The 26,707-nt window shown below is 66.1% G+C and carries 28 protein-coding genes and 1 pseudogene; 23 read left to right on the top strand and 6 right to left on the bottom strand.

Annotated features, from left to right (window positions below; translation table 11 throughout):
* Window positions 1-9: 9 nt before the first annotated feature.
* The 6 genes from U4Y91_RS18870 (at window position 10) to U4Y91_RS18845 (ending at window position 4,288) form a co-directional block, all read left to right on the top strand.
* Window positions 10-576: a TetR/AcrR family transcriptional regulator gene (locus U4Y91_RS18870; RefSeq protein WP_321806317.1), complete on the top strand. Its 567-nt coding sequence runs from the start codon at window positions 10-12 to the stop codon at window positions 574-576.
* A 226-nt stretch (window positions 577-802) separates the two neighbouring features.
* Window positions 803-1,228, top strand: coding sequence for an organic hydroperoxide resistance protein (locus U4Y91_RS18865; RefSeq protein WP_321806316.1), 426 nt, complete (start codon window positions 803-805; stop codon window positions 1,226-1,228).
* Between the two features lie 67 nt (window positions 1,229-1,295).
* Window positions 1,296-2,330, top strand: coding sequence for an alpha/beta hydrolase (locus U4Y91_RS18860; RefSeq protein WP_321806315.1), 1,035 nt, complete (start codon window positions 1,296-1,298; stop codon window positions 2,328-2,330).
* Between the two features lie 275 nt (window positions 2,331-2,605).
* Window positions 2,606-2,977 (top strand): CidA/LrgA family protein, encoded by a 372-nt coding sequence (locus U4Y91_RS18855; RefSeq protein WP_321806314.1) that lies wholly within the window; start codon window positions 2,606-2,608, stop codon window positions 2,975-2,977.
* The gene (locus tag U4Y91_RS18850) at window positions 2,974-3,708 is read left to right on the top strand and encodes an LrgB family protein (RefSeq protein ID WP_059526012.1); all 735 of its coding nucleotides are present in this window, start codon (window positions 2,974-2,976) and stop codon (window positions 3,706-3,708) included. Before U4Y91_RS18855 ends, U4Y91_RS18850 begins: the two co-directional genes overlap by 4 nt.
* 244 nt (window positions 3,709-3,952) lie before the next feature.
* Entirely contained in the window at window positions 3,953-4,288 is a 336-nt protein-coding gene (locus U4Y91_RS18845; protein WP_321806313.1) for a hypothetical protein, read from the top strand.
* A 156-nt stretch (window positions 4,289-4,444) separates the two neighbouring features.
* Here U4Y91_RS18845 and wrbA read toward each other — a convergent pair whose 3' ends face one another.
* Together wrbA and U4Y91_RS18835 are read right to left on the bottom strand one after the other, a co-directional pair.
* The gene (gene wrbA / locus U4Y91_RS18840; protein WP_321806312.1) at window positions 4,445-5,047 is read right to left on the bottom strand and encodes an NAD(P)H:quinone oxidoreductase; all 603 of its coding nucleotides are present in this window, start codon (window positions 5,045-5,047) and stop codon (window positions 4,445-4,447) included.
* Between the two features lie 61 nt (window positions 5,048-5,108).
* Window positions 5,109-5,834 carry a pirin family protein gene (locus tag U4Y91_RS18835; protein ID WP_321806311.1) on the bottom strand — a complete coding sequence of 242 codons (726 nt, stop codon included), beginning with the start codon at window positions 5,832-5,834 and terminating at the stop codon, window positions 5,109-5,111.
* Between the two features lie 127 nt (window positions 5,835-5,961).
* On the opposite strand from U4Y91_RS18835, the gene U4Y91_RS18830 reads away from it, so the two are divergent.
* The 3 genes from U4Y91_RS18830 to U4Y91_RS18820 all read left to right on the top strand — a co-directional run bounded on the left by U4Y91_RS18830 (window position 5,962) and on the right by U4Y91_RS18820 (window position 9,393).
* The gene (locus U4Y91_RS18830; RefSeq protein WP_321806310.1) at window positions 5,962-6,876 is read left to right on the top strand and encodes a LysR family transcriptional regulator; all 915 of its coding nucleotides are present in this window, start codon (window positions 5,962-5,964) and stop codon (window positions 6,874-6,876) included.
* A gap of 94 nt (window positions 6,877-6,970) precedes the next feature.
* Window positions 6,971-8,092 (top strand): Fic family protein, encoded by a 1,122-nt coding sequence (locus tag U4Y91_RS18825; protein ID WP_321806396.1) that lies wholly within the window; start codon window positions 6,971-6,973, stop codon window positions 8,090-8,092.
* 317 nt (window positions 8,093-8,409) lie between these two features.
* Window positions 8,410-9,393 carry a lysozyme inhibitor LprI family protein gene (locus U4Y91_RS18820; protein ID WP_321806309.1) on the top strand — a complete coding sequence of 328 codons (984 nt, stop codon included), beginning with the start codon at window positions 8,410-8,412 and terminating at the stop codon, window positions 9,391-9,393.
* Between the two features lie 225 nt (window positions 9,394-9,618).
* On the opposite strand, the gene U4Y91_RS18815 is transcribed toward U4Y91_RS18820, so the two are convergent.
* Window positions 9,619-10,887 (bottom strand): alginate lyase family protein, encoded by a 1,269-nt coding sequence (locus U4Y91_RS18815; RefSeq protein WP_321806308.1) that lies wholly within the window; start codon window positions 10,885-10,887, stop codon window positions 9,619-9,621.
* A 553-nt stretch (window positions 10,888-11,440) separates the two neighbouring features.
* Here U4Y91_RS18815 and U4Y91_RS18810 point away from each other — a divergent pair.
* The 8 genes from U4Y91_RS18810 to U4Y91_RS18775 all read left to right on the top strand — a co-directional run bounded on the left by U4Y91_RS18810 (window position 11,441) and on the right by U4Y91_RS18775 (window position 18,650).
* Window positions 11,441-12,451, top strand: coding sequence for an AraC family transcriptional regulator (locus U4Y91_RS18810; RefSeq protein ID WP_321806307.1), 1,011 nt, complete (start codon window positions 11,441-11,443; stop codon window positions 12,449-12,451).
* Between the two features lie 11 nt (window positions 12,452-12,462).
* Window positions 12,463-13,137 (top strand): NAD(P)H-binding protein, encoded by a 675-nt coding sequence (locus U4Y91_RS18805; protein WP_321806306.1) that lies wholly within the window; start codon window positions 12,463-12,465, stop codon window positions 13,135-13,137.
* Between the two features lies 1 nt (window position 13,138).
* Complete coding sequence (locus tag U4Y91_RS18800) at window positions 13,139-14,119, top strand: patatin-like phospholipase family protein (RefSeq protein ID WP_321806305.1); 981 nt, start codon at window positions 13,139-13,141, stop codon at window positions 14,117-14,119.
* Between the two features lie 108 nt (window positions 14,120-14,227).
* Window positions 14,228-14,845 carry an START domain-containing protein gene (locus U4Y91_RS18795; RefSeq protein ID WP_321806304.1) on the top strand — a complete coding sequence of 206 codons (618 nt, stop codon included), beginning with the start codon at window positions 14,228-14,230 and terminating at the stop codon, window positions 14,843-14,845.
* 111 nt (window positions 14,846-14,956) lie between these two features.
* Window positions 14,957-15,790 (top strand): oxidoreductase, encoded by an 834-nt coding sequence (locus U4Y91_RS18790; protein WP_321806303.1) that lies wholly within the window; start codon window positions 14,957-14,959, stop codon window positions 15,788-15,790.
* Window positions 15,791-15,830: 40 nt separating this feature from the next.
* Window positions 15,831-16,679, top strand: a complete 849-nt coding sequence (locus tag U4Y91_RS18785; protein ID WP_321806302.1) for an SDR family NAD(P)-dependent oxidoreductase — start codon at window positions 15,831-15,833, stop codon at window positions 16,677-16,679.
* Window positions 16,680-17,130: 451 nt separating this feature from the next.
* Window positions 17,131-17,544 (top strand): DoxX family protein, encoded by a 414-nt coding sequence (locus tag U4Y91_RS18780; protein WP_059449243.1) that lies wholly within the window; start codon window positions 17,131-17,133, stop codon window positions 17,542-17,544.
* A 161-nt stretch (window positions 17,545-17,705) separates the two neighbouring features.
* The gene (locus tag U4Y91_RS18775) at window positions 17,706-18,650 is read left to right on the top strand and encodes an SDR family oxidoreductase (protein WP_321806301.1); all 945 of its coding nucleotides are present in this window, start codon (window positions 17,706-17,708) and stop codon (window positions 18,648-18,650) included.
* A 463-nt stretch (window positions 18,651-19,113) separates the two neighbouring features.
* Here the strand turns inward: U4Y91_RS18775 and U4Y91_RS18770 are convergent, their stop codons facing one another.
* Window positions 19,114-19,728 (bottom strand): c-type cytochrome, encoded by a 615-nt coding sequence (locus tag U4Y91_RS18770; protein ID WP_321806300.1) that lies wholly within the window; start codon window positions 19,726-19,728, stop codon window positions 19,114-19,116.
* 519 nt (window positions 19,729-20,247) lie between these two features.
* On the opposite strand from U4Y91_RS18770, the gene U4Y91_RS18765 reads away from it, so the two are divergent.
* The gene (locus U4Y91_RS18765) at window positions 20,248-20,829 is read left to right on the top strand and encodes a hemerythrin domain-containing protein (protein WP_321806299.1); all 582 of its coding nucleotides are present in this window, start codon (window positions 20,248-20,250) and stop codon (window positions 20,827-20,829) included.
* A gap of 70 nt (window positions 20,830-20,899) precedes the next feature.
* On the opposite strand, the gene U4Y91_RS18760 is transcribed toward U4Y91_RS18765, so the two are convergent.
* On the bottom strand, window positions 20,900-21,271 hold the full coding sequence (locus U4Y91_RS18760) for a DUF3564 family protein (RefSeq protein WP_321806298.1): 372 nt from the start codon (window positions 21,269-21,271) through the stop codon (window positions 20,900-20,902).
* Between the two features lie 107 nt (window positions 21,272-21,378).
* Between U4Y91_RS18760 and U4Y91_RS18755 the strand changes: the two genes are divergently transcribed.
* The 5 genes and pseudogenes from U4Y91_RS18755 (at window position 21,379) to U4Y91_RS18740 (ending at window position 25,238) form a co-directional block, all read left to right on the top strand.
* On the top strand, window positions 21,379-21,582 hold the full coding sequence (locus U4Y91_RS18755; protein WP_321806297.1) for a hypothetical protein: 204 nt from the start codon (window positions 21,379-21,381) through the stop codon (window positions 21,580-21,582).
* Window positions 21,583-21,952: 370 nt separating this feature from the next.
* Window positions 21,953-22,379, top strand: a pseudogene (locus U4Y91_RS36775) (RNA-directed DNA polymerase); the annotation flags it as partial.
* 366 nt (window positions 22,380-22,745) lie between these two features.
* Window positions 22,746-23,075 (top strand): H-NS histone family protein, encoded by a 330-nt coding sequence (locus tag U4Y91_RS18750; RefSeq protein ID WP_321806296.1) that lies wholly within the window; start codon window positions 22,746-22,748, stop codon window positions 23,073-23,075.
* 259 nt (window positions 23,076-23,334) lie between these two features.
* A complete protein-coding gene (locus U4Y91_RS18745; RefSeq protein WP_321806295.1) occupies window positions 23,335-24,582 on the top strand; it encodes an MFS transporter in 1,248 nt (415 codons plus the stop codon).
* Between the two features lie 89 nt (window positions 24,583-24,671).
* Window positions 24,672-25,238, top strand: coding sequence for a DNA-binding protein (locus tag U4Y91_RS18740; RefSeq protein WP_321806395.1), 567 nt, complete (start codon window positions 24,672-24,674; stop codon window positions 25,236-25,238).
* 207 nt (window positions 25,239-25,445) lie between these two features.
* Here U4Y91_RS18740 and U4Y91_RS18735 read toward each other — a convergent pair whose 3' ends face one another.
* Window positions 25,446-26,522, bottom strand: a complete 1,077-nt coding sequence (locus U4Y91_RS18735) for a polyamine ABC transporter substrate-binding protein (protein ID WP_415750478.1) — start codon at window positions 26,520-26,522, stop codon at window positions 25,446-25,448.
* Window positions 26,523-26,707: the final 185 nt, after the last annotated feature.

Here is a 26,707-nt window from a genome sequence, read left to right as displayed (position 1 = left end):
GTTCGATCCATGGAAACGAAGACGACCGTCCGCGAACAGATTCTCGACCACGCGATCACGCTGATGATGCTGCGCGGCTACAACGGCTTCAGCTATCGCGACCTGTCCGATCTGGTAGGCGTGAAGACGTCGAGCATCCACTACTACTTCCCGTCGAAAGACGATCTCGTGCTGGAAGCGGTGGCGGCGTACAGCGACGAAGTGCTTGCGGCGATGCGCGCGATCGATCCGGCGTTGCCGGCCGACGTCAAGCTCAGCCTCTACACGAAGCTGTTCGGCAGAACGCTCGGCGACGGCAATCAGATCTGTCTGTGCGGCATGCTCGCGGCGGACATCGAATCGTTGCCGGAGCGCGTGCGGCAGGCGGTTCAGGCCTTCTTCAAGGCCAACGAAAACTGGCTCGCCGAGTTGCTGGCGCAGGGCGCGAAGGAGCGCACGCTGCAGTTCAGCGGCAAGCCGGAAACGGCGGCGCGCACGTTGTACGCGGCGTTCCAGGGCAGCGTGCTGGCCAGCCGGCTGTTTCATACGCGGGCGCGTCTCGAGGATGTCGAGGCCGTCTGGAAAACCCGGTCCTGACGGACGGGGCAGGCAGTCAGGCGGTTCGCCGCCTTTTGTTGGGGCTTGCTATCTATCTTGTAGTAGATAGATCATTGGGCGGATGGATTCGATCATCCGCATTTTTTGGGGATATGTGTCTACCTATGAGTAGATAAACAAACGTGATGCCGTCGGCCAGGCCGTCGGCACGCGATCCCGGGTTGGAAGGCTGTTTCACTTACTCATCATTGAAAAGGAGTCTGTCATGTCGATCGAAAAAGTGCTGTACCGCGCTCATGCAAAAGCCACCGGCGGCCGTGACGGCCGTGCCACGGTGCCCGAAAGCGGTCTCGACCTGAAGCTGACCACGCCGCGCGAACTCGGCGGTGCGGGCGGCGCCGGCGCGAACCCCGAACAACTTTTCGCGGCCGGCTACAGCGCGTGCTTCATCGGTGCGATGAAGTTCGTCGCGGCCCGCGACAAGATCGCGATCCCCGCGGACGCCGCGATCGAAGGCAGCGTCGGCATCGGCGCGATCCCGAACGGCTTCGGCATCGAAGTCGAACTGAAGATCTCGCTGCCGGGCCTCGACCGTGAAACCGCGCAAACGCTGGTCGATCGCGCGCACATCGTCTGCCCGTACTCGAACGCGACGCGCGGCAACATCGACGTCACGCTGACGCTCGTCTGATCGCACGCACTACGAAGTAATCCGTCGTCATTCATTGCATTCACCGGTTGAGCCAAGGAGTCTCATCATGAAGATCGTCAAGCCGCTGCTGATCGCCGCTGCCGTTGCGGCCGCGTTGTTCACCGCGCCCGCCGCCTTTGCCGCCGGCAGCGACGGCGTCCGTCCCGATACGGCGACCAGCGGGTTGCTCGCCGTGCTGAACGGCCAGAAGGGGCCGGGCCTCGAAACGCTGAGCCCCGCGAAGGCGCGTCAGGTGCTGGTCGATGCCCAGCGCGGCGCTAAGGTCGACCTGTCCGGCATCGACGTATCGAACCGCACGATCGAGCAGGACGGCCTGTCGGTGCCGATCACGATCGTGCGCCCGCAGGGGGTGGCGGGCACGCCGCCGGTGTTCATGTTTTTCCATGGGGGCGGCTGGATTCTCGGCGACTTCCCGACGCATGAGCGCCTGGTGCGCGATCTGGTGGTGCAATCGGGCGCCGTCGCGGTGTTCGTGAACTACACGCCGTCGCCGGAAGCGCATTACCCGGTCGCGATCAACCAGGCGTATGCGGCGACGAAGTGGGTCGCCGCGCACGGCGCGGAAATCGGGGTCGACGGCAGCCGCCTCGCGGTGGTCGGCAACAGCGTCGGCGGGAACATGGCAGCTGTCGTGGCGCTGATGGCGAAGGACAAGGGCGGCCCGGCGATCCGCTTCCAGGGCCTGTTGTGGCCCGTGACGGACCACGACTTCAATACCGGTTCGTACAACGCGTATCAGCAGGGGCACTTCCTGACCCGGCCGATGATGAAGTGGTTCTGGGACGCTTATACGAAGAACGAAGCGCAGCGCAACGAGATCTACGCGTCGCCGCTGCGTGCGAGCACCACGCAGTTGAAGGGATTGCCGCCCGCGCTGATCCAGGTCGCGCAGTTCGACGTGCTGCGCGACGAAGGCGAAGCATACGGCCGCAAGCTCGACGCAGCCGGCGTCGATGCGACGACCACGCGCTATGACGGCACGATTCACGACTTCGGTTTGCTGAACGCGCTGGCCGAGGATGCGCCGACCAAGGCGGCGATGAAGGCGATGGCCAACGAAATCGCGACGCGCCTGAAGTAGGGCTGCGGGCGGCATTCGAACGGGTTCGAATGCGAACGGCGAAGCGGCGGGCTCGGGTCCGCCGCTTTCGCATGGGGATCGGGGCGACAGGGGCGTCGAAACGCGACACTGGCGGCCCGATCGAAGCGGCCCGATTCCAATCCCGATCGCGTGATGACCCGCGGTGCCCGCCGCGCCCATTGTTGGTACGATCCCGCGTATCGTCCACGCCGGCGTCGCATGCCGCCGGCCCATCGGCTGCACGGTCACGCGGCCACGTTCGGGAGAAGCGGTTCATGCTGCAGGCGTTCGCGGTCTTGCTGACCTTCCAGTGTCTCGGGGAAGGGGTGTCCTATCTGTTCGGCCTGCCGGTGCCGGGGCCCGTGATCGGCATGCTGCTGCTGTTCGGTTTCGTGATGCTGCGCCCGCAGGTGGCCGACGCGATCGAGCCGACCGCGCTCGAGCTGCTGCGCCATCTGTCGCTGCTGTTCGTGCCGGCCGGCGTCGGCATCATGGTGTCGGCCGACCGCGTGCGCGGCGATGCGCTGGCGGTCGTCGTCGCGCTGGCGGTGAGCACGTCGCTCGCGATCGCCGTGACGGCACTCGTCACGCGCGCGTTGCTGCGGCGCCAGCGGCGCGCGGACGGCGCGGCGGAGGGCACGCAATGACGGCCTTCCCGAAACTCGGCGCGATCTGGGTCTACCTCGCCGCGACCCCGCTGCTCGGCCTGACGATCACGCTGATTGCCTACCTGATTGCGCAGGCCGTCTATGCGCGGGCGCGCTTCAACCCGCTCGCGAACCCGGTGCTGATCGCGGTCGCGCTGATCGTCGTGCTGCTGACGATCACGCACACGCCGTATCCGACGTATTTCGAGGGCGCGCAGTTCGTCCACTTCCTGCTCGGCCCGGCGACCGTCGCGCTGGCGCTGCCGCTGTACCGCCAGTGGTCGAAGCTGCGGCGCGCCGCGGTGCCGCTGCTCGTCGGGCTGCTGGCGGGCTCGCTGACCGCGATCGTGTCGGCGGTCGGCATCGCCGCGCTGTTCGGCGCGTCGCACCAGACGATCGCGTCGCTCGCGCCGAAATCCGCGACCACGCCGATCGCGATGGCCGTCGCGCAGGAAATCGGCGGGATTCCGTCGCTGACCGCCGTGCTGGTGATCTCGACCGGCATCTTCGGCGCCGTGTGCGCCCGCGCGATCCTGAACGCGCTGCGCATCGAGGAGCCGGCCGTGCGCGGCTTCGCGCTCGGCGTCGCGTCGCACGGGATCGGCACCGCCCGCGCGTTCCAGGTCAGCGAGGAGGCCGGCGCGTTCGCGGGCCTCGGGATGGGGCTGAACGGCGTGCTGACCGCATTCGTCGTGCCGATCCTGCTGCCGGTGCTGTCGCGCTGGATCTGAGCGGCGCAGGGCAGCGGCGGCGCGCGATGCTATCGGTTTCCCTGATGGTCGCGCATCCCGTGCCGGCCCGCCGGGCGCCTGCCGCGGATGTATCGTTGCCGTTATCGGGAGAATTCAGGAACCGGCACGGACATTTGTGCAGCGATCGGCTAACGTTGCATCGGCGCCGTGGCGGCACGCCGACGTCCGTCGCGTGCGGGCCGGCGTTCGACCCACATCCAACAATCGACAAGGAGAACCGGTCATGACGAAGTCTCGCGTGGTTTCGGTGGCAGTGGCAGTAACGGCGTTGTTCGGTCTGCTGTTGACCGCCGCGCCGGCGGCATATGCGCAGGATCCGGCGTCCGCGCCCATTGAGAATCCGGCATCTGTACCGACGCAGAAGCAACTCGACAAGGCGCAAAAGAAAGCTGCCCGCAAGGCAGCGCGCGCGCGCCACGCGAAGGACCTGAAGGCGATCGGCACGGGCACCGGCTACCGGCTCACCAACGACCAGAGCAACTATCCGCAGAACGCTGTGGAGAAGGCGCCCGCGACGAAGGCGGCGCCGGCGCCGGCCGCGCCTGCATCGGGCCAGTAACGGCCGCAAACGGCCGCAAACGGCCGGCAAGGGCCGACGTTGGCTCAATGAGAAACGGCGCCGGGTTCGACCGGCGCCGTTCGCTCGTGTGTGTGCCGCGCAAGCGCCACGCGCCGCGGCCCCGGGGCTTCCCGGCACGCGCGGCATTCGTTCGCGTTACGACGCGAGCTTCGCGGCGAGTTCCGCGACGTGCTTGCCCTGGTAGCGCGCGATGTCGAGTTCGTTCGTGCTCGGCTGACGGCTGCCGTCCGCGCCCGCGAGCGTGGTCGCGCCGTACGGCGTGCCGCCCGTGATCTCGTTCATGTTGACGAGCCCGCTGCACGCATAGGGCACGCCGACGATCACCATCACGTGGTGCAGCAGCGTCGTGTGGAACGACGTGATGGTGGTTTCCTGGCCGCCGTGCTGCGTGCCGGTCGACGCGAACACGCTGCCGATCTTGCCGACGAGCGAGCCCTTCATCCACAGGCCGCCGGTCTGGTCGAGGAACGTGCGCATCTGGCCGGCCATGTTGCCGAAGCGGGTCGGCGTGCCGAAGATGATCGCGTCGTAGCCTGCGAGTTCGTCCACGGTGGCGACGGGCGCGGCCTGGTCGACCTTGACGCCGATCGCCTTCGCCTGGTCGGCGGGAATGGTTTCCGGCACGCGCTTGAGCGTGACCTCGACGCCGGGCACCGATTGCGCGCCTTCGGCGACGTGCTGCGCCATCGTTTCGACGTGCCCGTAGGACGAGTAGTAAAGAACGAGTACCTTGGCCATGTTGCGAATCTCCGATTATGAAGGCCCCGCTTTCAGCGGGGCCCGAGGTTCCAAGCGGGTGTCATGCCCACTCGGCCGTCACTTCGACCGGACGCAGGTCGAATACCAGCACTTCGGCATCCTTGCCGTCGGCGAGCGTCAGCGCCTGTTCGTCGCGGATGCGCGCGCCGTCGCCTTCGCCGAGCGTCACGCCGTTGACCGTCACGCTGCCGCGTGCGACATGCACGTAGGCGAAGCGGCCCGGTGCCAGTTCAAGCGTGGCGCGCTCGTCGCCGTCGAACAGGCCTGCGTAGATCCGCGTGTCCTGGCGGATCTTCAGCGAACCGCCGTTGCCGTCGGGCGACACGATCGGCGTGAGCTTGCCGCGCTTGTCGGCTTCCGCGATGTTCGTCTGCTGATAGCGCGGCTCGGCACCCTTCTCGGACGGTCCGACCCAGATCTGCAGGAAGTGGACGGGCGTCTCGTGCGAGTGGTTGAACTCGCTGTGACGCACGCCGGTACCCGCGCTCATCAACTGGACGTCGCCCGGCACGATCACCGACCCGGTGCCCATCGAATCCTTGTGCTCCAGCGCACCGTCGAGCACGTACGACAGGATTTCCATGTCGCGGTGCGGGTGCGTGCCGAAGCCGCGGCCCGGCGCGACGCGGTCGTCGTTGATCACCAGCAGGTCGGAGAAGCCGACTTGCTTCGGATCGTAGTAGTTCGCGAAAGAAAACGTGTGACGGGAGCTGAGCCAGCCATGCTCGGCACGGCCACGTTGGTTTGCTGCACGAGTCTCGATCATGATTTTTTCCTGGATGTCGCCGGACCTCGAAAGTGGGCCCGGCCGTTCGTTGAGATGAATCTTAGGTCAATCTATTTGACAAATAAATGGCCGTGGAGATAATGACTGTCGCTATGGAGTGGACAATATGGAACTCAACGACCTGAGGATCTTCGTCGCGACCGTCGATGCGGGCAGCTTCACGGCGGCGGCCGACCAGCTGATGCTGTCCAAGCAGTTCGTGAGCCGGCGCACGATGGCGCTCGAGGCGTCGCTCGGCGTGCGTCTGCTGCATCGCAACACGCGCAATCTCGCGGTCACGGAATCGGGGCAGGAGTTCTATGCGCGCGCGCAGCGGATCCTCGCCGAGGTCGCCGATGCCGAGCAGGCGATGTCGGTGCGCAGCACCGAGCTGCACGGCTCGCTGAAGATCAGCGCGCCGCTGTCGTTCGGGATCACGCACGTGTCGCCGCTGATCGCGGAATTCCTGTCCGCGCATCCGGCCGTGCGGCTGAACGTCGACCTGACCGACCGGCGCGTCGACCTGATCGGCGAGGGCTTCGACCTCGTGCTGCGGATCGGCACGCTCGAGGATTCGACGCTGATCGCGCGAGCGCTCGGCGCGTGGCAGATGATCGCGTGCGCGAGCCCCGCTTACCTGAAGCGGCAGGGCGTGCCCGCGACGCCGGCCGACCTCGCCGGCCATACGTGCCTGATGTACGGGCGCGAGCGGCGCGTCGGCTGGGAATTCCGGGTCGACGGCGCGGCGCGCACCTTCGACGTGCAGGGGCCGCTCGTCGCGAACAACGGCGAAGTCGTGCGCGACGCGGCGATCGCGGGGCTCGGCATCGCGCTGCTGCCGCATTTCATCGTCGGCGCGGCGCTCGACAGCGGCGCGCTCGTGCCGGTGCTCGACGCGTACGCGCCGCCGCCGATCACGCTGAACGCGGTGTTTCCGCAGCACCGGGAAGGGTTCGTCACGCTGCGGACGTTCATCGGGTTTCTGGCCGAGCGGCTGGGGAAGGCGGTGCCGGCGGCGAACGGCGGCGCGGACCGGCGGTAGAGGAGCGGGCGTGCGGTGAATCGAAGCGTAATCTCCGCAGAATTTGCGGAGATTGTTGGGTCATGCGGTGAATCGGTGGGATAATCTCCGCATCATGAGCGGAGATTACACCTTCATCTGGCAGTCGTCCGACTGGCCCGCCTGGCGCTTCGACCTCCCGGCACTCGCGACGTCACTGGCCGACGTCTGCCGTGCGCAAGGTTTGCTGGCCGGGCGACTGGCGGATGTCGGCCTCGCACTGCGCGATGAGGCCAGCCTGGCCGTATTGACGGAGGATGTCGTCAAGACCAGCGCCATCGAGGGCGACAACCTGAACGTCGCATCGGTCCGATCCTCGATTGCGCGCCGGCTCGGCGTCGATATTGGGGCGCTGGCGCCGGTTGATCGCCATGTCGAGGGCGTGGTCGACATGGTGCTGGACGCGACGGCCCGTTCGGCGGAGGCGGTGACCGAAGCCCGGCTGCGCGGGTGGCATGCGGCGCTTTTTCCGACCGGCTATTCCGGGATGTCGCGGATCACCGTCGGCGCGTGGCGTACGGATGCGAGCGGGCCGATGCAGGTGGTGTCCGGGCCGATCGGCCGGCAACGCGTGCATTTCGAAGCACCGCCTGCCGCGCGCCTGCCGAACGAGATCGAGCGCTTCCTGGGGTGGTTCAATACGACGCCGGTCGAGCCCTTGCTGATCCGGGCCGGCCTGGCCCACCTGTGGTTCGTCACGCTCCACCCGTTCGACGACGGCAACGGCCGCATCGCGCGCGCGCTTGGGGACCTGGTTCTGGCGCGCGCTGATCGGAGTCCGCAGCGCTTCTATAGCCTGTCGGCGCAAATCCAGCGCGAGCGCAATGCGTATTACGACGTGCTGGAGCGCACGCAGCGCGGTTCGCTGGACGTCACGGCATGGCTTGCGTGGTTTCTGGACGCACTGGGCCGGGCCGTCGATCACGCGCACACGACGCTCGATGAGGTCCTGATCAAGGCGCGCTTCTGGCAGCGATGTGCGGGCCTCGCGATGAACGCACGTCAGGTCAAGGTGATGAATCGCCTGCTCGATGGTTTCGAAGGGAAGCTGACGACCAGCAAGTGGGCCGCCCTCGCGAAGTGCTCGCAAGACACGGCGCTGCGCGATATCGAGCAGCTCGTCGCGCGCGGTGTGCTGCATCGCTCGTCGTCCGGCGGCCGGAGCACGAGTTACGAACTGGTGCCATTCGACGGCTGACGGCTGACGCCTGCTCGCGCTGCCGGCGTTCACGCGTCGCCATCACGGCGCGGACAGGCAAGGCCGAGGCATCGTGCGCATGATCGGTGTGGAAGGCGCGCCCGGTTCCGGTTACGCTTCGGCGGGCGGGGCGAGTGCCGCATGCCGCGCCGGGCATTTTTACCTCGAACGTTGCGGGCATGGCGTTTCTACAGGCCCGCGAACCAGCGACGATCCAGGCCATGACAACCCAGAACCGATCGAATGCTCGCGCCGGCGAGCGAGGGCAAGCCGCGCTTCGCGGCCGGCATGCGCGGAGCGTGAGCTCGCAAGCCGCCATGATGTTGGCAATACTGACGATCGCGCCGATGGCCGCGCATGCGGCCGGCTTCGACTGCGCGAAAGCCGCTTCGCCGACCGAGAAGACGATCTGCGCGGACGCCGGGCTGTCGTCGCTCGACGGCCAGCTGGCGGCGGCGTGGCTGAAGACGCTCGCGAAAGGCGGCGATACCGCCGCGCTGAAAGTGACGCAGTTGAAATGGCTCAAGCAGCGCGATCGCTGCGGCAACGATGCATCGTGCCTCGGCGATCGCTATCACGAGCGGCTCGCGAGCCTGAACGGCGCACCGCTTGCGGCCGACCGCTGGCAACAGACGTGGTATCGCGACAGCGACAACCCGTCGTTCGGCGGCGTGCTGACGTTCACCGGCACGGCACCGCGTCTGCACTTCGAACTGAGCGGCAACAACGGCGCGAATACCGGCGGACTCGGCGGCGATATCGACCTGCACGGCGACCGCGGCACGTTTCGCCAGGATCGATGCCGGCTCGATTTCAGCCGCAAGGGCGGCCGCGTGCAGGTCGCGCAGCAGGGCGGCGATGCCGATTGCGGCGCCGGTGCGGGCGTCGTGTATTCCGGCGAGTACGTGACGGCGTCGAAGGCGCAGGCGAGCGAGGCGGCTGACCTCGTGACGCTGAAGGTGCTGACCGACGCGCACCAGAACGCGATCGCGCGCACGCTGCTCGGCGCCGACTATCAGACGCTCGTCGATACGATCAACACCAGCGCGGACGAGCAGGATCTCGATGGCATGAACGCCGACGTGAAGTCGTACTGGGTGCGCGGCATCGCGACGACGAACGCCGCGATCGTGATGCGCCGGGGCACAGAGTTGTGGATCGGGCTGCTCGTGTTCGATGCCCATGACAAGGTGCGCATGCGCTACTACTCGAACGCGCCGGCGTGGAAAAAGACCGTGCCGAAGACCATTCGCGCCTGGCACGACAATCTCGACAAGACGCTGCCGATCGATTTGATGTGATCCGGCGAGCCGCTGCGCCGGGCATGACGAGGCCCTGGTCTTGGGCCAACGCTCTTCGCAATCGACGGCCGGCCATCCTGGCGACTGTCTTCAAGCTCGGCCGTGATGCGAGCGGCATCCGGCAAGATGTCCGCACCGGAAGAGATCTACCTCGCTGTCTCGGGGTGGGGAAAATTCAAAGGCGAACCGTGGGTTCACGATTCGCTGATCGCCAACAGTTGGCCGTCATTCAAGCGTATACGTCAACGTGCCATATCCCAGTTGATCGAAGCCGCCGCTGTTGGGACCATAGTCGCTACCGCCGCCTTCCGGCGCGACCTTGCGGGCAAAAGCCTCGACGTCCGGCGCGGAGAGCCCTTTCAGCACGACGTAGTGGTTATAGACGAGTGCCCATACAGGGCGCTCGTTACCGCGCGAATTCGGCGAGATGACGGGCTGCGTGACGTCGCTGTTCGTGTATTGAGTGTAAGGCACGTCCTTCCCGAGGTTGTATCGAGCGGCGTATTCCGCTCCGCGCAGGAACCGGTTGTCGTCATATCCGTAAAGATCGTCTCCCTGGCTCCAGGCCATCTGGCAGAACGCCCCGAGCAGCGCAATATCGAGCATGGTATGCCCCTGGTCGCGCCCGCTCTCCTGCACCTGAGCCAGCCCGTCCGGATACAACTTCCACACCACGTGTTCGATTGAGCCGTTGCCGGCGCCATGCCTGAAATAGTCGACCGCTTCGGCGTAGATGTCGTGGCGATCGGTCAGGATCCCGATCGACAGCATGGATGCCATGTTGGCGAGATCCCAGTTGGCCCAGTAGTGGTCGATCCTTGCGCCGTTGTGCCGAACCAGGAAGTCGTGGTTCATCGGATAGAACACGCCGAGCATCATCGACTGGAAGCGCCGGAAATCGTCGGCGCGCCACAGGGGAGACGTGCGCAGGATTTCGCCCGCGTTCGCCAACTGGTAGCCGTAAATACCGGAAGCCAGGAACTTGTCGGAACTGCCGCCGATCGTCGTCAGCGTGCGCGACCATGCGTTCAAGACTCCTATCGCGTGTTGTGCGTAGGCGTCGTCGCCGGTGATCTTCCACCGAAGTGCAAGCGCGTAGGCCGCGGCGGCATCATTGAAGAGCGTCGCGTAATTTTCCGGGTGGTCGGGGTTTCGGCCGCGATAGATGGCCGGCTGCGGATTCGGCTTCCAGTCGAGCGAAGCATGCCGATTGGCAACCAGGCGTTGCCAGCCGTCGAACCACGGCTGTCGCCGCGCGGCGACGTTCTCGCGCATGCGCGTGAAATCGCTCTCCGTATGCAGCAGGCCGGGGTGCACAAAAGGCGCGCCGGCCATTCGGGCGCCGGTCACAGTCTTCGGCTGCGTGCCGGTGTGCGACTGAGATGAAACCGTCGCGTCGGCAGGGTGCTGCGCCACGGCGGCGCACGCGCCGAGCATCACCACGCAAAGAACGGGAAGCGTGGCTGCTGTTCGCAAGGACGGACGAAATACCATATGGCTCCGATAATGGTTGCGCGGTCTTGCCGAAAAAGAACCGGCATGGATTCGAACAGGGACCGTCGCACGATGAACGGGCTGCCGGGAGAAAGCCGGCCTTGCCGAGTATGAACGGTCGCCGCGACGCTACGGTTGACAGTAAGCATACCGTAATGAATCGTTCGGATTCTTCGCACGCCTCGTCAACAGGCTTCGCTGACGAACGGCGTCCCGATGTTTTCAACACAAGTCGTGTTGATCGCTGGAGGCCGAAACGCGACCGAAACGCGACCGAAACACGGCGTCGCGCGGCCTGGTCGCCGTTCGAACGGCGAAAGTCGCCGGACCGGCATTCCCGATAGGTCTCGAGGATATGCCGTGAAGATACCGGGGCCGTGTCCCTGCTTTGCGTGCGCCCGCTCGCTATCTCTTGTGCAACTGCCGCCCCATCGATTGGCACATCCTGCGATCGATTTGGCGCGCATCGCATGTATCCGATCGTGGTTCAACAGCTAAGCTGTTACCGCACACCGGATCACGTCCGGCCATCATCGACTTTTGGTGCATACCCATGGCACGCAACCTCACTTTCTCTCTGGATATCGCATGGCGCACGCTGCTGAAGGACTTCGGCGTGCAGCCCGACCACGTGCTGCGCAGGGCGCGTCTGCCTGAAGACCTGTTTCACCGCGCAGATCGCGGGCTCGACACGGACGAGTACTTCCGCTTCTGGCGCGCGCTGGAGCTGGAAGCGAACGACCCCATGTTTCCGTTGCGCCTGGTCGAGATGGTGTCGGCCGAGGTATTCGATCCGCCGCTGTTCGCCGCGCTGTGCAGTGCCAACCTGATGCAGGCGGTGCAGCGCCTGGCCAAATACAAGCAACTTGTGGCGCCCATGAGGCTCGAGGTTGACGTGGATGGGGCTGGATCGCTGACGGTGTCGCCGCGCTGGTTGTCGGTGCAGACCGAGCTGCCCTATTCGCTGCAGGTGGCCGAGGTCGCGTTCTTCCTGCGGCTGGCTCGCCTGGCCACGCGCGAGCCCATGCAGGCATTGCGGGTGGTCCTGCCACAACTTCCGCCCGCTAGCTGTGCGCCGCGCTACCAGCGCTTCTTCGGCGTGCCTGTTCAACGCGGCGAGCGTCCGGCCATTACCTTTGGCGCCACCGATGCCCTGCGCCCCTTCCTGACCGAGAACGAAGGCATGTGGCGCGTGTTCGAGCCCGAACTGCGCCGTCGGCTCAGCGAACTGGACGCAACAGCCACCATGGCCGAGCGTGTGAGTGCGGTGCTGCTGGAACTGCTGCCCAGCAACACGGCCACGATCGAGAAAGCCGCCGAGCGCCTGGGGCTGAGCAAGCGCACGCTACAGCGTCGCCTCGAAGACGAAGGGGCGAATTTCCGCGCGCTGGTGAACACCACGCGGGAAAGTCTTGCCCGCCACTACCTCGGGAGCACGACGATGTCTGCTGGCGAAATCGCCTTCCTGCTTGGTTTCGAAGATCCCAACTCCTTTTACCGCGCCTTCCTGGAATGGACCGGGCAGACGCCGGATACCGCACGCAATGCCATGCGCCTGAACTGAGAACGACACCCATGACCCTGCAAGAGAAACAACGCAAAGTGCTGCTGGCAGGTGCCAGCGGACTCGTGGGCGGCCTGATGCTGAAGGCCCTGCTGGCCGACCGGACTGTCTCGGAGGTCCATGCCCTGAGCCGCCGACCCCTGGCTGTGCGCAACCCCAGGCTCCAGGTCCACCAGGTGGATTTCGGCCGCTTGCCCACGCTTGCGCAGGTCGACGAGGTGTACCTGTCCATGGGCACCACGATCAAGGTGGCGGGCAGCGAGACGGCCTTCCGAGCGGTGGACTTCGACGCCAACCTCGCCGTGGCCCAGGCCGCATTGGCGGCGGGCGCGCGGCGCGTGGGGCTGGTCAGCGCCGCGGCGGCGAACGCCCGGTCGTCCATGTTCTACACCCGCGTCAAGGGCGAACTGGAAGATGCGCTCAAGGCGATGCCCTTCACGGCGCTGGTCATCGCACGACCTTCGCTGCTGCTGGACTACCGGGACGGCCTGGGCCAGGCCACGCGGTACGGCGAGATCATCGCGATCCCCGTCGCCAGACTGCTCGCGTCGATCCTGCCCGGCGCCTACAAGCCCGTGCACGCCGAGGCCGTTGCCCAGGCGCTGATACGAACCGTCCCCACGTCCCGGGGCGTGGTGGTTCTATCCTCTGCCGAGCTGGCCCGGCTGGGCGCCGCGCAGAATTGAGATGGGAACGCGTTGGCTGCGCGCAGGCCTGCCTTTGATGCTGGCGGTCAGCCTGCTGAGCGCATGCGCAGGCGCGCCGAAGCTGGCGCGGCCCGGCTTCGAGGGCCTCTGGCTGGTCGACGGCGTCTTGCAGGCGCCAGCGACCGTGCCGCCTGTCGCACCGCTTTCCGCCAGACCCCGGTTGGCCCTTGTCCTGGGCGGCGGTGGTCTGCGCGGCTTTGGGCACGTCGGCGTGTTGCCGGCGCTGGGAGACGCCGGCATCCGCCCGGATCTGGTCGTGGGCACCTCCGTCGGCGCCATCATCGGCGCGGCCTATGCGTCGGGCCGGTCGCCCGGCCAACTCTGGCAGCAGGCCAACAGCATGCGGATGCGCGCGCTGGTCGATGTTGCCCTTAGCGGTCCCGGCTTCGTCAAGGGCGAGGCGCTGGCGAGCTGGGCCGACAGCCTGGTTGGCGGGCAAGCCATCGAGCGCTTCCCGGTGCGTTTCGCCGCCGTCGCCACGGACCTCGACCAGTCGCGGCCCTACGTGATCACGCAAGGTGATGCCGGCCAGGCGCTGCGTGCGTCGGCCGCGATTCCCGGCGTGTTCCTGCCGGTGCAGGCCGACGGCCACCTGCTGGTCGATGGCGGCGTCGCCGCACTGGTGCCGGTGCGGGCAGCGCGCGCGCTCGGCGCCGACGTCGTGATCGCAGTGGACATCTATTGCCACGGACCGCAATACCCTTCCAGTTCTGCGGTGTCGATGTGGTTGCGTGTGTCGCAGGCACAAAGCTGCTTGCTCTCGGGTCCGGAGGCCGCGTCGGCCGACGTGTTGATCGCGCCGCCGATCGCGCCCGCGGGCGTGGACGATGCCGAGGGCCGGGAAACGGCACGGCGCCTGGGCTACGACGCTGCCGTCGCGCAGTTGCCTGCCATCCGGTCGGTCTTGCAACGCCACGGCCTTGCAGCCCAGGTTGCACCGGCGCGAACGAAATTGCCCTGAGCCACGTTCGGGCTGGCGCCGATCGCCGTCCCTCTGGCGCGCGTCGCGAGTTCGCTGCGAAACCCGGCCCTCTATCGTGAAGGCATCTTCACTCCATGAGGTTTCGCGATGATCGCCCGACGCAATCTTCTTGCCACCGCCCTGCTGATCGGGCTGCTGGCCAGCCAGACAACCTTCGCACAGGACGGCTGGTCGCTCGCCAGGCAGGCCGATGGCATCAAGGTCTACGTGCGCAACGTCGACGGATCGCCGCTGCGCGAATTCCGCGGCGAGGTGCAGATCCGGGCTACCCCCGACGATGTCGTCAAGGTGCTGCGTGACGCCGATGCCTACCGTCAGTGGATGCCCGACGTGGCCGCTTCCGAACTGCTCAAGGCCACCGACACCGAGCAGTTCCATTACCTGGACAACAAGGCGCCCTGGCCGGTCTCCAACCGCGACGGCATCTACCACTTCACCTACACGAAGGCCGGCGACGGCGCGGTCACCGTGCGCGTGGAGGCGGTTCCCGACTACCTGCCGTTGCGCGAGGGCAAGGCGCGGATTCCGCAGGCCAAAGGTCTGTGGAAGCTGGTGCCCGACGCGGAGGGGGTGAAAGTCACCTATCAGATGCATGCATCCCCCGGCGGCGCCATTCCCGACTGGCTGGCCAACCGGACAGTGGTGGACACGCCCTACGGGACGCTCAAGGCACTGCGCAGCCGTGTGCAGCAGGCGGGCCGATGAACATCGAGACAGGTGCGGCGGCGCGGATCGCAAGCCGTTTGGCGCATGACGCGAGGCAAGAGACCTGCTTTTCCTGAAAAGCTAACGGCAACTCAACAAACGAGGTGCGACATGTCCACCACAGGAAAGAGAAAAACGGCCTTGGTCACCGGCGCATCGTCAGGCATGGGCAAGGCCATTGCCCAGCGTCTGATCAAGGACGGCTATCTGGTCTATGTCGCTGCGCGCAGTGTCGACAAGATGGACGACCTGGCGCGACTCGGCGCCGAGCCCCTGCGCATGGACCTCTCCAGGGACGACGAGATCGTCGACGGCGTCAAGTTCATCCTGTCCCGGACGGGCGGGGTGGACGTGCTGGTCAACAACGCGGGCTTCGGCCTGTATGGGCCGGTCGAGGAAATCGGCATCGACGAGGCGCGCTACCAGTTCGAGGTCAATCTGTTCGGCGCCGCGCGGCTCACGCAACTCCTGCTGCCTGCCATGCGGGCCAGGCGCTCGGGATACATCGTCAACATCACCTCGATGGGCGGCAAGATGTACAGCATCCTGGGGGCCTGGTACCACGCGACCAAACACGCACTGGAAGGCTGGTCGGACTGCCTGCGCCTGGAAGTGGCCGAGTTCGGCATCAAGGTCGTGATCGTCGAGCCCGGCGTGATCGAGACAGGCTTCGGTGATGCCGCCACCGACAGCATCGTCAAGCGTTCGGCCAGCGGCCCGTATGGCCGCCTGGTGCAGCTGGTGGCCAAGTCGATCAAGAACACATACGGACACGGCACCGGCAGCGATCCGCGCGTGATCGCGGACGTGGTCTCCAAGGCCGTCTCCAGCCGCAAGCCGCGCACGCGCTATGCGGCCGGCAAGTTCGCCAAGATGCTGATCCGCATGCGCGTCTGGCTAGGCGACCGCATGTTCGACCGCATCATCCTCAGTCAGATGCGCTGACAGGCCTTACGGCTTTTTTCTCAACATGGAGGTATTCGATATGAGATCGAAAGTCTGGTTCATCACGGGCGCCGCACGCGGATTCGGGCGCATCTGGGCAGAAGCCGCGCTGGCGCGCGGCGACAGGGTGGCTGCAACGGCCCGCAACGCCGGCTCACTGGACGTGCTTGCGCAGCGCTATGGCGACCGGGTACTTCCCTTGGCCCTGGACGTGACCGATGCGCAGCAGGTTGCGGCCGCAGTCACGCAGGCGCACCAGCATTTCGGGCGGCTCGACGTGGTGCTGAACAACGCCGGCTACGCGTTGGTCGCCGCCATCGAAGAAGCCAAGGTCGACGACGTGAAAGCCGAGTTCGAGACGAACTTCTTCGGTGCGCTGCGCGTCATCCAGGCGGCGCTGCCTGTCCTGCGCAGCCAGGGCAGCGGGCACATCCTGGGCGTCTCCAGCGTAGCGGGCATCGTGGCCGGTCCCATTTCCGGCTTCTACCACGCCTCCAAGTGGGCGCTGGAAGCCCTGCACGACAGCCTGGCGCAGGAAGTCGCCAATTTCGGCATCAAAGTGACGCTGATCGAGCCCGGTGCCTACGCGACCGACTTCGCGAGTCCCGCGTCCCTGAAGATCTCCGAGGGGCTGGAGGCCTACGCGGCGCTGCGTCAGCGAGCGTTCACGCGGGGGGCGGCCATGGAATTCGGCGAACCGCAGGCCACGGTGCAGGCCGTGCTGCAGGTCGTCGATACGGACAAGCCGCCGTTGCGTCTGTTCCTGGGTACCGAGGGCATGCCCGTCGTGCGCGCGGCCTATGCGGCGCGACTGGCCGAGTGGGAGCAATGGGAGGCTGTATCCAATGCGGCCCAGGGCGTCTCGATCCGCCAGACCATCGTCACCTGAGGTCATGCCGTGGCCGATGGCATCGGCATGTCCGGCGCGTGCGGGTCGGCGTATTCGCGGGCCGAGTGGGTCTCGAAGCTGCGCTGGCCGGCCCACCGGCGATCGCCAGCTGCCTTTGTATGGAAGGGAAAGCCGCGATAGCCCTTTCGTGTGCGATGCCCCGCCGGCCGCCTATGACGCGTTTGTTACGTGACAATTGTCCACCAAATCGAGACAGCCAATCTTGTTATGACGGATTGATGATTTCCGGTGAGACAGTAGACTGCACCCGTGCTTCGCCAGAACCGCTCCGCAACGCGCCACGACGGCGCCACCGGACGGATTCTTCGGCAGCGGGCCGGCCGGCCCGCAGTTCGATCGTGCGAGGCGGGTTCGTTGTCGATCCGTGAGTTCGCCGTTGCGGCGGACGTCGGCACCGAATGCGTCAAACCGTCAAATCAAGGTGATTGCTATGCGTTACGTTTCGCTGGAGTCGAAGAAGGACGAGCTGCTGCTGGCGGCTCGCGTGCTGATGATGATCCTGTTCGTGCTGTTCGGCTGGCAGAAGCTGAACGGCTTCTCGGGCACGGTCGCGTACATGGCGTCGACGGGTGCGCCGTCGCCGGAGCTGTCGGCGGTGATCGCGGTGGCGGTCGAGCTGGTCGGCGGCGCGCTGATCGCGGTCGGCTTCTATACGCGTCCGCTCGCGCTGGTGTTCGCGGTCTATACGCTCGCGACCGCGTTGATCGGGCATCGCTACTGGGCGCTGCAGGGCATGGATCAGTACCTCGCGATGATCAACTTCTACAAGAACATCAGCATCATCGGCGGGCTGCTGTTGCTCGCGGTGAGCGGGCCGGGGCGGTATTCGTTCGACCGGAAGTAAGCGGGCGCGAGCATTCGTGCTGCACGACGGGCCCGGTGCGTGGAAGCGCACCGGGCCCGTGTTTCATCATCTGCCCATCGTCGACGTGCGAGCGAAATCGACATCGGTTGCCGGTTCTCGTATAGATTGGGGCCCCTCATCCGCTTTCATCGTTGGCTACCGTGTCGCACCCGACCATCCTGCTCATCGGCGCGTCCGGCCTGCTCGGCCGTGCGGTTGCCGCATCGTTGTCCCGCGAAGCGTCGCTGACGCTCGTCGCAACCATCCGCAACCCGGACACCGCGGGCGCACGGCGCCTCGCATTGCCGCCGGAACACATCGTCCGACTCGACGTGCTCGATCAGCCGGCGCTCGAGCGTCTGTTCGACACGCGCCGCCCGGCGGCCGTGATCATCTGTGCCGCCGAGCGCCGCCCGGACGTCTGCGAACGCGACCCCGCGGCCGCGCGCGCGATCAACGTCGACGCGCCGGCCCGCATCGGCGCGCTCGCCGCGCGCTACGGCGCATGGACGCTCGGCATCTCCACCGACTACGTGTTCGACGGCAAGGCCGCGCCGTATCGCGAAGATGCCGCGCCGAACCCGCTGAACATCTACGGCCGCACCAAGCTGGAAGGCGAGGCCGCGCTGCTCGCCGCGTCGCCGCTTGCCTGCGTGCTGCGCCTGCCGTTGCTCTACGGCCCGATCGTCGACTGGCGCGAGTCGGCCGTCACGAGCCTCGTGCCGGCGATTGTCGCGTCCGCGCGAGCGGGCGCGGATGCGGTCGGCATGGACGCGTGGGCGATCCGCCATCCGACCTACACGCCGGACGTGGCGGACGTGATCCGCGACCTGACGCTGCGCCAGCTCGCGGGCTCGCCGGTCACGGGCATCCGTCATTGGTCGGGCGAGGAACCGATGACGAAGTACGACATCGCGCAACGGATCGCGGCCGCGCTCGGCATCGACGCCGCGCTCGCGCGGATCGACACGCCGGCCGATGCGACGCCGCGTCCGTACGACTGTCATCTGGATGCCGCGAGCGTGCGTGCACTCGGCATCGCGCATGCGACGCCGTTCGCGGCCGGGCTGCAAGCTGTGTTGCGCGACGCGCCGCCGCTGCCGTAAGTCGACGCACGCCGCGATGCCGTCACGCGCGACAACCGTCATCGTCCGTTCATCGGCGGGCGCAACACTGCGCAACATTGCCGCGTGCCGGGAAGCGTCCGGGCCGTGGGGCGGCGCGTCCGGTTCGCCGATGCCCTGACGTATTCGAAACATCACGAGAGCAAGAGAGAGCCGATCGTGGCGTGTCTTCGTATCGGATGCGATCGCGCGCGCGACCTCGTGCGTGCCTGTTCCCGGCCCGGCCGACTGCTTTCTGGCCGCGTTGCCGGACGAAGCGGAACGTTACGTCATCCATATCGAGATCGACACGTTCCATGCGCCGTGGCTCGGGACGAGCCCGGCTGAATCGGGGTCGATCGTGTCAGCTGTCATCGTGGTTGCATCCGCAAGTGTGGGTTGCGGACGCAATCGTGGATCGATTCAGCAGTGCCGGCGACGTGCGGAGGATTTCGCGCCTACGACCCTACTGCGATTCGAGCCATGTGGCGACCGCATTGGCGTCGTCAGGATCCAGCGTGTGAGCAACGGCCGTCATGACGGGGGAATTGGCACGTGTCCCGTTCTTGAAGAACTCGATCTGCCGAAGCAAATAGTTCACGTGTTGTCCGGCAAGCCGCGGGAACGCGCCGGCACCCTGGCCCTGCGGGCCATGGCACGACGCGCATGCCGGGGTCCCTCGGTCCGGTACGCCATGCTCGAAAATATCCTTCCCCCTTGCCATCAGCGCGGCGTTGCCTGCCTTGCCATGCACCGGTTCCTGATGCGAGTAATAGGCGGCAAGCGATGCAATCGTCGCATCGTCGAGCCGCGACGCAATACCCCACATATACGCGCGCGCATGCGTCTCGCCCCGCGTGTGCTCGCGGAAGCCCTTGAGCTGCACGGTGAGATATTCCGGTGTCTGAGCGCTTAAGCGCGGGAACATGGGTGATTCGCTGTGTCCCTGTGCCCCGTGGCAAGTGGCACAGACCTGCCGAGCCAGTTGCTCCCCGTCCTCGGCGCGTGCGTGCGACGGGACGCTGCCGATCGCGATGACGATCGGTAGCAGTGACATTGGCAAGAAAAACATCTTGTTCATCTTTCTTTGCTTCCAGTCGAACTGCGGTACAGCAAAACAGCAGGTATCGGTCGCTTGCTTTGGTATCGATGTCTTCCCTGGCGGGCTCATGCTTGCGTAGCGATACTGAATACAGTGTGAGAGCGCCGGAGATGGATATCTTGATTGAAGTCAACTACGAGTGTATTTCGACGCTCGCCGCGGGTGTTTCGCCGGTCCATCGCTGTCGCCCATTCTTGACACGATCGCGCTGGCGGCAGAGCACACCCGGACCTCGAAAACCAGGTGCCGGATCGATGACAAGCACGAGCGATTCAGTCGGCAGGGCGCCTGTTCAAATCGGCCGACGCATGCCCACTTCGCGCGTTGCCGGGCCGGCACACTCTTTGATCTCCCTCAAAGCCGTGGCGTCAGCACACTTTGATGTCGAGCCGCAGCCGACCAAGATGGGAATTATGAGCACTGGTTAACTGGCTCGCCGAGCAAGCGAGTCGATCAAGTGATCGCCAGTGCATTCCGCCTGTTTCCGTGAGGTTTGGTATGTTCTCGTTGGGGCCGCGGGCCGCGATCACCGTCATTCTCCGTGAGCACGAGCGGCTGTCCGCCGTCGTCGAGGGCATGCGGCGCTATGTCCATCTGCTTGCGGCTGGCAAGCCCGTTCCGGGTCTCATGGTGTTCCGGGCGATGCTCTATTACATTCGAGAGTACCCCGAGCAGGTACATCATCCGAAAGAGGAGCGCTACCTGTTTGCACCATTGCGGGATGCGGCTTCCGAATTCGACGGCGTCCTCGACGAACTGGAGACTCAGCACGCGCGAGGTGACGGGATGTTGACCAATCTGGAACACGCGCTGACCCGGTACGAGTTGAAAGGGGCGCCCGCATTAGCGGCCCTGGTGGCGCTGGTGGATGAATATGCCGAGTTCTATTCGGATCACCGGTGTACCGAGGAGACGCTGATCTTGCCGGCCGCGAGACGTCTGCTGTCAAACGAGGACTGGGCGGAACTTGACCTCGCCTTCGGAGCCAATCGCGACCCATTCGACGGGGTCAAGCTCGAAGCCGATCTCGGCAAGCTGTTCTCGATGATCGTCAATGCGATTCCGGAAACGGAAGATTAGCGGTTCGCGCGTGGGTCTCGGCCGAGGCTCTCTACCGAGCCAGGATGCCGGCTCCCTGTGTGCGACGCGCTCAGCGTGCGTCGTCTGCAAACAGCCGGTGCTCGGGTTCGGCCTGCTCGGTATCGAGACACTGCACGCGCCAGCGACCGGCATCCGGCGCGTGATGGGCATGCGGGTACCAGCGTGCCATGCCGGATGCACCGACGCTTGGTGCTTCGGCATTGCCGGACGCGAAGCCGTCAAGGACGATGAGCGGACGGCTGGCATCGGGCACGGCAAGCTGGATGCCGTCGCCGGTCCGGGCAAGCGTCCCCCATGAGGGCATTGCCATGGCGTAGTGGCCTTCACACGACCACTTTTGCTCGTCGAAATCAAGCCAGACGATCGCATACGCCGACGGGCCGGCATGCGCGAACGTGTCGAGATGAACGGTGATGCGCATGGTGGATTCCTGTGATGAGTGACTGCCGACATCCGGTGAGAGGGCATGGGTCCAGTTTAGGTTTGGCCGTGCGCCCGGCCTTGACGCACGTCAACCGGGTAAGCGGCATGACGGCCATCGACGATCGCCGGCTCGACGACTTCCGTCGTGGTTTTCTCGTGACGCTGATGCGGGCATTTCCTCGTCAATTCTTGCTGGCTTCGCCGCTCAGCGTGTCGACCTCGACCGCGGTCAACGTGGACTCCGGTGTATGCGCAAGCCGGTCGCACTCCGGCGAGGTCGGCCGGTTGACGAACGGGTCGGGACCATGAAACGTACAGAACACTTGTCCTGCCGGCAGTGCCGGGTCGAATCGCACTCGAATTTCGTGCTGCCCATCCATCCCAACCCCGATCGGCATTTCTCAATGCGGGCGCGCATGCGAAGGAGTGCGCGCGGGAGTGACCTGCCGGATTCCTTATCGGTTGCGCTCAACCGGTGGACTGCGGCGGGCTGGGGTGTCGGCCCGCATGTGACGCACCGCGTTTGGCTCAGACTGTAGTGCATTCGCCGGTGAGCGATGCGCGGTAGGCGCAGAACTCCGCGCGTCGATGCAATGGTGGGTGATTGCAGCGGCGCTATCCGTGTGGGATTGGAACAAAAGAATCCGCGGGAGTATCCAGGACGTTCTGCATCGCGTGATATGGCAATCATCGGCCGGTCGTGATGCGCGTCGTGCGCCGGCCGCCCGTTCAGCGGCCGTTGCCGCCGCGGCTCGCCGGCGTCGAGGTGCCGAAATGGCCGACGTGCGGCGACCGCGCGAACTGGCTCGGCATGAGCGCGAACTCGACTGTCCGACCGCTGGCGCGTCGATGCGCGCGGCAGCGACTCGCCGCTGCATCACTACGCGTATGCGTGCTACGACAAGCGTCGCGGCGGCTGCCGCCTGATCCTGACCAACTGCATCCGCCACGGACCGGCGTCGCGGAATCGCGCCGCGCATCCGGACTTCCGCGGATATCTGGCCGGACGGGTCGCCCATGCAAGCGCGCTGAACGCCGCGCGCGGTGCGAAGCTGCATGCGCTGTTCGCACGGATCGCGTGGGACGGGTGCCGCTTCGGCACGTGAACCGCCGCGCCGGCGTCGATGCTTGCGGGCCAAAGCCGGCGAGTGTGCGCCGGACCGCAAAAGTCCTCGAACATGACCGATGCGCACTGCTATCATTCGCGCCATGCCGCGCCTGTGCCAGGGTGCGGCGCCAGGCGGCGAGGAGGTCGCCGCCGAAGGCTCGCCGCGCGTTCGAACGCGGCGCGCCAAGTGTTGCGTGCCGATGTCATGCGGTTTTCGACGATGGTATTGTGTTCGGCACACTTCGAAAGCCTTACAGATCGAGGCAAACGATTCACACATCGCAACACAGATAGGCGGAACTTCGTGATAGGTTCTGCCATCGGAAGTTTTTTGAATAAAAACATGCCCAAAGAGGATGAATACATGACCCAGGCTCTGCAGGAACTCGAAGCACAACTTCGGGACCTGAACATCAAGCTGTCGGAAGCCAAGCAGAAGGAGAAGCAAGCCGCACTCGCGGCATTCAGGGAGCAGGTCCAGCTGTTGGGCATCACGCAGCAGGAAGTGCTGAGCGCCCTCGGCTACATCGTCCAGCGAAAACGCAAGGCGCCTGCCAAGTATTACGATCCGACGACCGGCCGCTCGTGGTCGGGCCGCGGCCCGCGACCCAAATGGCTCGAAGGCCGGGATCTCGATACGCTGCTCGTTGACCGCGAGGCCAAAACCTGGTGGCCCGGGGACGATCAGGGCTGAGGCAGCACCGCACCGGCACCGCGCCGGTGCCGTTCGACCCGCGCCGGCCTCACAACTCCCCGCTTCATCCCGTTCTTTCGGTGTCCCGGCCTGACTGCGGGATCGCCGGCTTCAACATCTTTCAAATTTATTACCGCCGCTGCCCGCTTCCGTTCCCGGAAGCGGGCAGCGCGGCGCTTTCTGCGTGCGCCCGTGCGCCGGCCCGTCATGCGCGGGAACAGGCTTTAGAATGTCGCCCGGACATTTCCGGCGGGACACCATGGCAGCAAACATGAAATCATCGGCGCTCGACGATCCGGCGGCGCCGCGCGGCGGGCAGGTCGGGGCATACGCGTGGAAGGCGCTGGCCGGCTCGGCGATCGGCTACGCGATGGACGGCTTCGATCTGCTGATCCTCGGCTTCATGCTGCCGGCGATCACCGCGGCTTTGCAGCTGACGCCCGGGCAGGGCGGCGCGCTCGTTACGTGGACGCTGATCGGCGCCGTCGCGGGCGGCATTCTGTTCGGTGCCCTGAGCGACCGCTACGGCCGCGTGCGCGTGCTGACCTGGACGATCATGCTGTTCGCGGTCTTCACGGGCCTGTGCGCGTTCGCGCAGGGCTTCCGGGACCTGCTCGTGTATCGCACCATCGCGGGCATCGGCCTCGGCGGCGAATTCGGCATCGGCATGGCGCTCGCGGCCGAAGCGTGGCCGGCGAGCAAGCGGGCGCGCGTGTCGTGCTACGTCGCGCTCGGCTGGCAGGCCGGCGTGCTGCTGGCCGCGCTGCTGACGCCGCTGTTGCTGCTCCATATCGGCTGGCGCGGGATGTTCGTGGTCGGCGTGTTGCCCGCACTGCTCGCGTGGGTGCTGCGCAACCGGCTGCACGAGCCGGAAGTCTTCGTGCAGCGCGCGACACAGCCGCGGGCCAACGCGTTCCGGATGCTCGTCGCCGACGCGCGCACCGCGCGCACGAGTCTCGGCATCGTGATCCTGTGCTCGGTCCAGAACTTCGGCTACTACGGGATCATGATCTGGCTGCCGACCTTCCTGTCGAAACAGATGGGCTTCTCGCTGACGAAGTCGGGGCTGTGGACCGCGGCGACCGTCGTCGGAATGATGGTCGGTGTCTGGACCTTCGGGCAGCTCGCCGATCGCATCGGCCGCAAGCCGACGTTCCTGCTGTACCAGCTCGGCTCGGTCGTGACGGTCATCGCGTACGCGCGCCTGTCGGACCCGACGACGATGCTGTGGGCCGGCGCGCTGATGGGGATGTTCGTCAACGGGATGGTCGGCGGCTACGGCACGCTGATGTCCGAAGGCTATCCGACCGCCGCGCGCGCGACCGCGCAGAACGTGCTGTGGAATATCGGCCGTGCGGTCGGCGGCTTCGGGCCGGTGGCGGTCGGCGCGCTGGCCGCGCACTACTCGTTCCAGACGGCGATCGCGCTGCTCGCCGGCCTCTACGTGCTCGACATGGTCGCGACGCTGTTCCTGATCCCCGAGCTCAAGGGCGTCGAACTCGAATGACGATGCATGACGATGCGCTGCGCGCGGCCGGTTTCGCGGCCCGCTGCCGCGCCGCGGTTCACTTCAACGATTCATCAACGGAATACACGATGCAACGCAATCACCGGACGATTGGCGTGATGGGCTCGGGCAAGGAACCGTGGCTCGCGTTTTCCGAGCCGCTCGGCGCATGGCTCGCGCAGGCCGGCTTCAACCTGCTGACGGGTGGCGGCCAGGGCGTGATGCTGGCGGTCGCGCGCGCGTTCGCCGGCGTGCCGGGGCGGGCCGGCCGGTCGATCGGCATCCTGCCGACGCAGGCCGATCCGCACGCGGGCTTCGTGCCGCTCGACGGCTACCCGCATCCGTTCGTCGAGATCCCGATCCTCACGCCGCTGCCGCGCCGCGAACCGGGTGCCGATCCGCACACCATCAACCGGAACTACGTGAACGTGCTGAGCAGCGACCTGATCGTCGCGCTGCCCGGCGGGCCCGGGACCACCGAGGAGATCGCGCTGGCGCAGCGCTGGCGCAAGCCGCTCATCTGCCTCGGGCCGGACGGCGCGTTTCGTGAGCTCGCCGCGGGCGCGACGTGCACGTCGTCGCTCGACGACGTGATCCGTTTCATCGACGCAGCGTTCACGGCGGCGTTGCCGCATGCGGAGCCCGCGCAGCGATAGTGCGGCCGCAGCCGTGCGTCAGTCGCCGGGTGCGGGTGCCGACGGCGGCTGGTCGTGCAGCCGGTCGAGCGCGGCCCGTTCGGATAGGCCGTCGCGCAACCGCGGCCGTTTCCCGAAATGTGGACGATCGTCGCGGGAGCGCGTCGGCGCGTGCCGGCGAGCGGCCGACGATCTGTCGGGGCGGCCCGACCGGCCGCCCCGCGCTGGTCAGCGCCCCGTCTTCAGTTGCGCCCACAACCGGTTCTGGAGCCGGCGAATCTCGGGCGGCATCGGCTTGAGCAGCGTCATCTTGCTCAGCACCTCGTCGGCCGGATAGACCGACGGATCGCGCGCGATCGCGGGCTTCACGAACTGGCGTGCGGACTTGTTCGCGGTCGGGTAGAACACCGCGTTGGTGATCCCCGCGTTGACCTTCGGGTCCTGCAGGTAGTTGATCCACTTCAGCGCGGCATCGCGGTTCGGCGCATCCTTCGGGATCACCATCATGTCGAACCACAGCAGCCCGCCTTCCTGCGGATTCGCGAAGCGGATCTCGTACGGACGCTTCGCTTCCGCCGCGCGGCGATGCGCGATGCCGACGTCGCCGGAATAGCCGAACGACACGCACAGGTCGTTGTTCGCGAGATCGTTGATGTAACCCGACGAGTTGAACTGCGTGATGTACGGGCGCACCTTCTTGAGCACCTCGTACGCGGCGCGGTAATCGGCCGGATTCGTGCTGTTCGGATCCTTGCCCATGTACTGCAGCGTCGCGGCGAACACGTCGACGGCCTGGTCGAGGAACGATACGCCGCAGCTTTTCAGCTTCGCCATGTTGGCCGGGTCGAACACCAGCGCCCAGCTGTCGACCGGCGCCTTGTCGCCGAGCGCCTTCTTCACCGCCTGCACGTTGTAGCCGATGCCGTCGGTGCCATACGCCCACGGCACGCCGTACTGGTTGCCCGGATCGGCGTCGGCGACCATCTTCATCAGCAGCGGGTCGAGGTTCGACAGGTTCGGCAGCTTCGTCTTGTCCAGCGGCTGGTAGACGTTTGCCTGGATCTGCTTGGCCATGTAGTTCGACGTCGGCACGACGATGTCGTAGCCGGAGTTGCCCGACAGCAGTTTCGCCTGCAGCGTGTCGTCGCTGTCGTAATTGTCGTAGCGCACGTGCAGGCCGGTCTGCTTCTGGAAATTCGGGATCGTGTCCGGCGCGATGTAGTCGGACCAGTTGTAGATGTTCAGCTCGCCGGCGGCCTGGGCGTGCGTGGTGACGAAGGCGGCGATGCCCGCGACGGACATCATGGCGGCGGTTGCGATGGTGCGGCGAAGGGTGCGGAGGTGCATGGCGTGTCTTCCGTATCGATGTACGCGGCGCTCGGCGGTTGGCGAGTCGTCGCGCCACGGTTCAGGTGATGGACGTGTGGAACCGGCCAGCGCTCGAAACGAGCGCCGGCGGTGCATGATGATCAGGAGTCCGTTCGGCCTGC

It is taken from the genome of Burkholderia sp. BCC1993 (assembly GCF_905339865.1).
Lineage (GTDB): Bacteria > Pseudomonadota > Gammaproteobacteria > Burkholderiales > Burkholderiaceae > Burkholderia.
Note: the sequence above shows the minus strand (reverse complement) of the source record. Positions and strands in the feature narration are given on the sequence as shown.

Bases quoted from the DNA above. Each gene is read 5' to 3' on its own strand.
- U4Y91_RS18800 (WP_321806305.1), top strand. From the start codon at position 13,139: ATGGGAACGCGTTGGCTGCGCGCAGGCCTGCCTTTGATGCTGGCGGTC.
- U4Y91_RS18740 (WP_321806395.1), top strand. From the start codon at position 24,672: ATGCAACGCAATCACCGGACGATTGGCGTGATGGGCTCGGGCAAGGAA.
- U4Y91_RS18860 (WP_321806315.1), top strand. From the start codon at position 1,296: ATGAAGATCGTCAAGCCGCTGCTGATCGCCGCTGCCGTTGCGGCCGCG.
- U4Y91_RS18760 (WP_321806298.1), bottom strand. From the start codon at position 21,271: ATGCGCATCACCGTTCATCTCGACACGTTCGCGCATGCCGGCCCGTCG.
- U4Y91_RS18790 (WP_321806303.1), top strand. From the start codon at position 14,957: ATGTCCACCACAGGAAAGAGAAAAACGGCCTTGGTCACCGGCGCATCG.
- U4Y91_RS18780 (WP_059449243.1), top strand. From the start codon at position 17,131: ATGCGTTACGTTTCGCTGGAGTCGAAGAAGGACGAGCTGCTGCTGGCG.
- U4Y91_RS18745 (WP_321806295.1), top strand. From the start codon at position 23,335: ATGGCAGCAAACATGAAATCATCGGCGCTCGACGATCCGGCGGCGCCG.
- U4Y91_RS18850 (WP_059526012.1), top strand. From the start codon at position 2,974: ATGACGGCCTTCCCGAAACTCGGCGCGATCTGGGTCTACCTCGCCGCG.
- U4Y91_RS18770 (WP_321806300.1), bottom strand. From the start codon at position 19,728: ATGAACAAGATGTTTTTCTTGCCAATGTCACTGCTACCGATCGTCATC.
- U4Y91_RS18750 (WP_321806296.1), top strand. From the start codon at position 22,746: ATGACCCAGGCTCTGCAGGAACTCGAAGCACAACTTCGGGACCTGAAC.
- U4Y91_RS18835 (WP_321806311.1), bottom strand. From the start codon at position 5,834: ATGATCGAGACTCGTGCAGCAAACCAACGTGGCCGTGCCGAGCATGGC.
- U4Y91_RS18785 (WP_321806302.1), top strand. From the start codon at position 15,831: ATGAGATCGAAAGTCTGGTTCATCACGGGCGCCGCACGCGGATTCGGG.
- U4Y91_RS18845 (WP_321806313.1), top strand. From the start codon at position 3,953: ATGACGAAGTCTCGCGTGGTTTCGGTGGCAGTGGCAGTAACGGCGTTG.
- U4Y91_RS18820 (WP_321806309.1), top strand. From the start codon at position 8,410: ATGATGTTGGCAATACTGACGATCGCGCCGATGGCCGCGCATGCGGCC.
- U4Y91_RS18735 (WP_415750478.1), bottom strand. From the start codon at position 26,522: ATGATGTCCGTCGCGGGCATCGCCGCCTTCGTCACCACGCACGCCCAG.
- U4Y91_RS18865 (WP_321806316.1), top strand. From the start codon at position 803: ATGTCGATCGAAAAAGTGCTGTACCGCGCTCATGCAAAAGCCACCGGC.
- wrbA (WP_321806312.1), bottom strand. From the start codon at position 5,047: ATGGCCAAGGTACTCGTTCTTTACTACTCGTCCTACGGGCACGTCGAA.
- U4Y91_RS18870 (WP_321806317.1), top strand. From the start codon at position 10: ATGGAAACGAAGACGACCGTCCGCGAACAGATTCTCGACCACGCGATC.
- U4Y91_RS18855 (WP_321806314.1), top strand. From the start codon at position 2,606: ATGCTGCAGGCGTTCGCGGTCTTGCTGACCTTCCAGTGTCTCGGGGAA.
- U4Y91_RS18755 (WP_321806297.1), top strand. From the start codon at position 21,379: ATGACGGCCATCGACGATCGCCGGCTCGACGACTTCCGTCGTGGTTTT.
- U4Y91_RS18830 (WP_321806310.1), top strand. From the start codon at position 5,962: ATGGAACTCAACGACCTGAGGATCTTCGTCGCGACCGTCGATGCGGGC.
- U4Y91_RS18805 (WP_321806306.1), top strand. From the start codon at position 12,463: ATGACCCTGCAAGAGAAACAACGCAAAGTGCTGCTGGCAGGTGCCAGC.
- U4Y91_RS18765 (WP_321806299.1), top strand. From the start codon at position 20,248: ATGTTCTCGTTGGGGCCGCGGGCCGCGATCACCGTCATTCTCCGTGAG.
- U4Y91_RS18795 (WP_321806304.1), top strand. From the start codon at position 14,228: ATGATCGCCCGACGCAATCTTCTTGCCACCGCCCTGCTGATCGGGCTG.
- U4Y91_RS18810 (WP_321806307.1), top strand. From the start codon at position 11,441: ATGGCACGCAACCTCACTTTCTCTCTGGATATCGCATGGCGCACGCTG.
- U4Y91_RS18825 (WP_321806396.1), top strand. From the start codon at position 6,971: ATGAGCGGAGATTACACCTTCATCTGGCAGTCGTCCGACTGGCCCGCC.
- U4Y91_RS18815 (WP_321806308.1), bottom strand. From the start codon at position 10,887: ATGGTATTTCGTCCGTCCTTGCGAACAGCAGCCACGCTTCCCGTTCTT.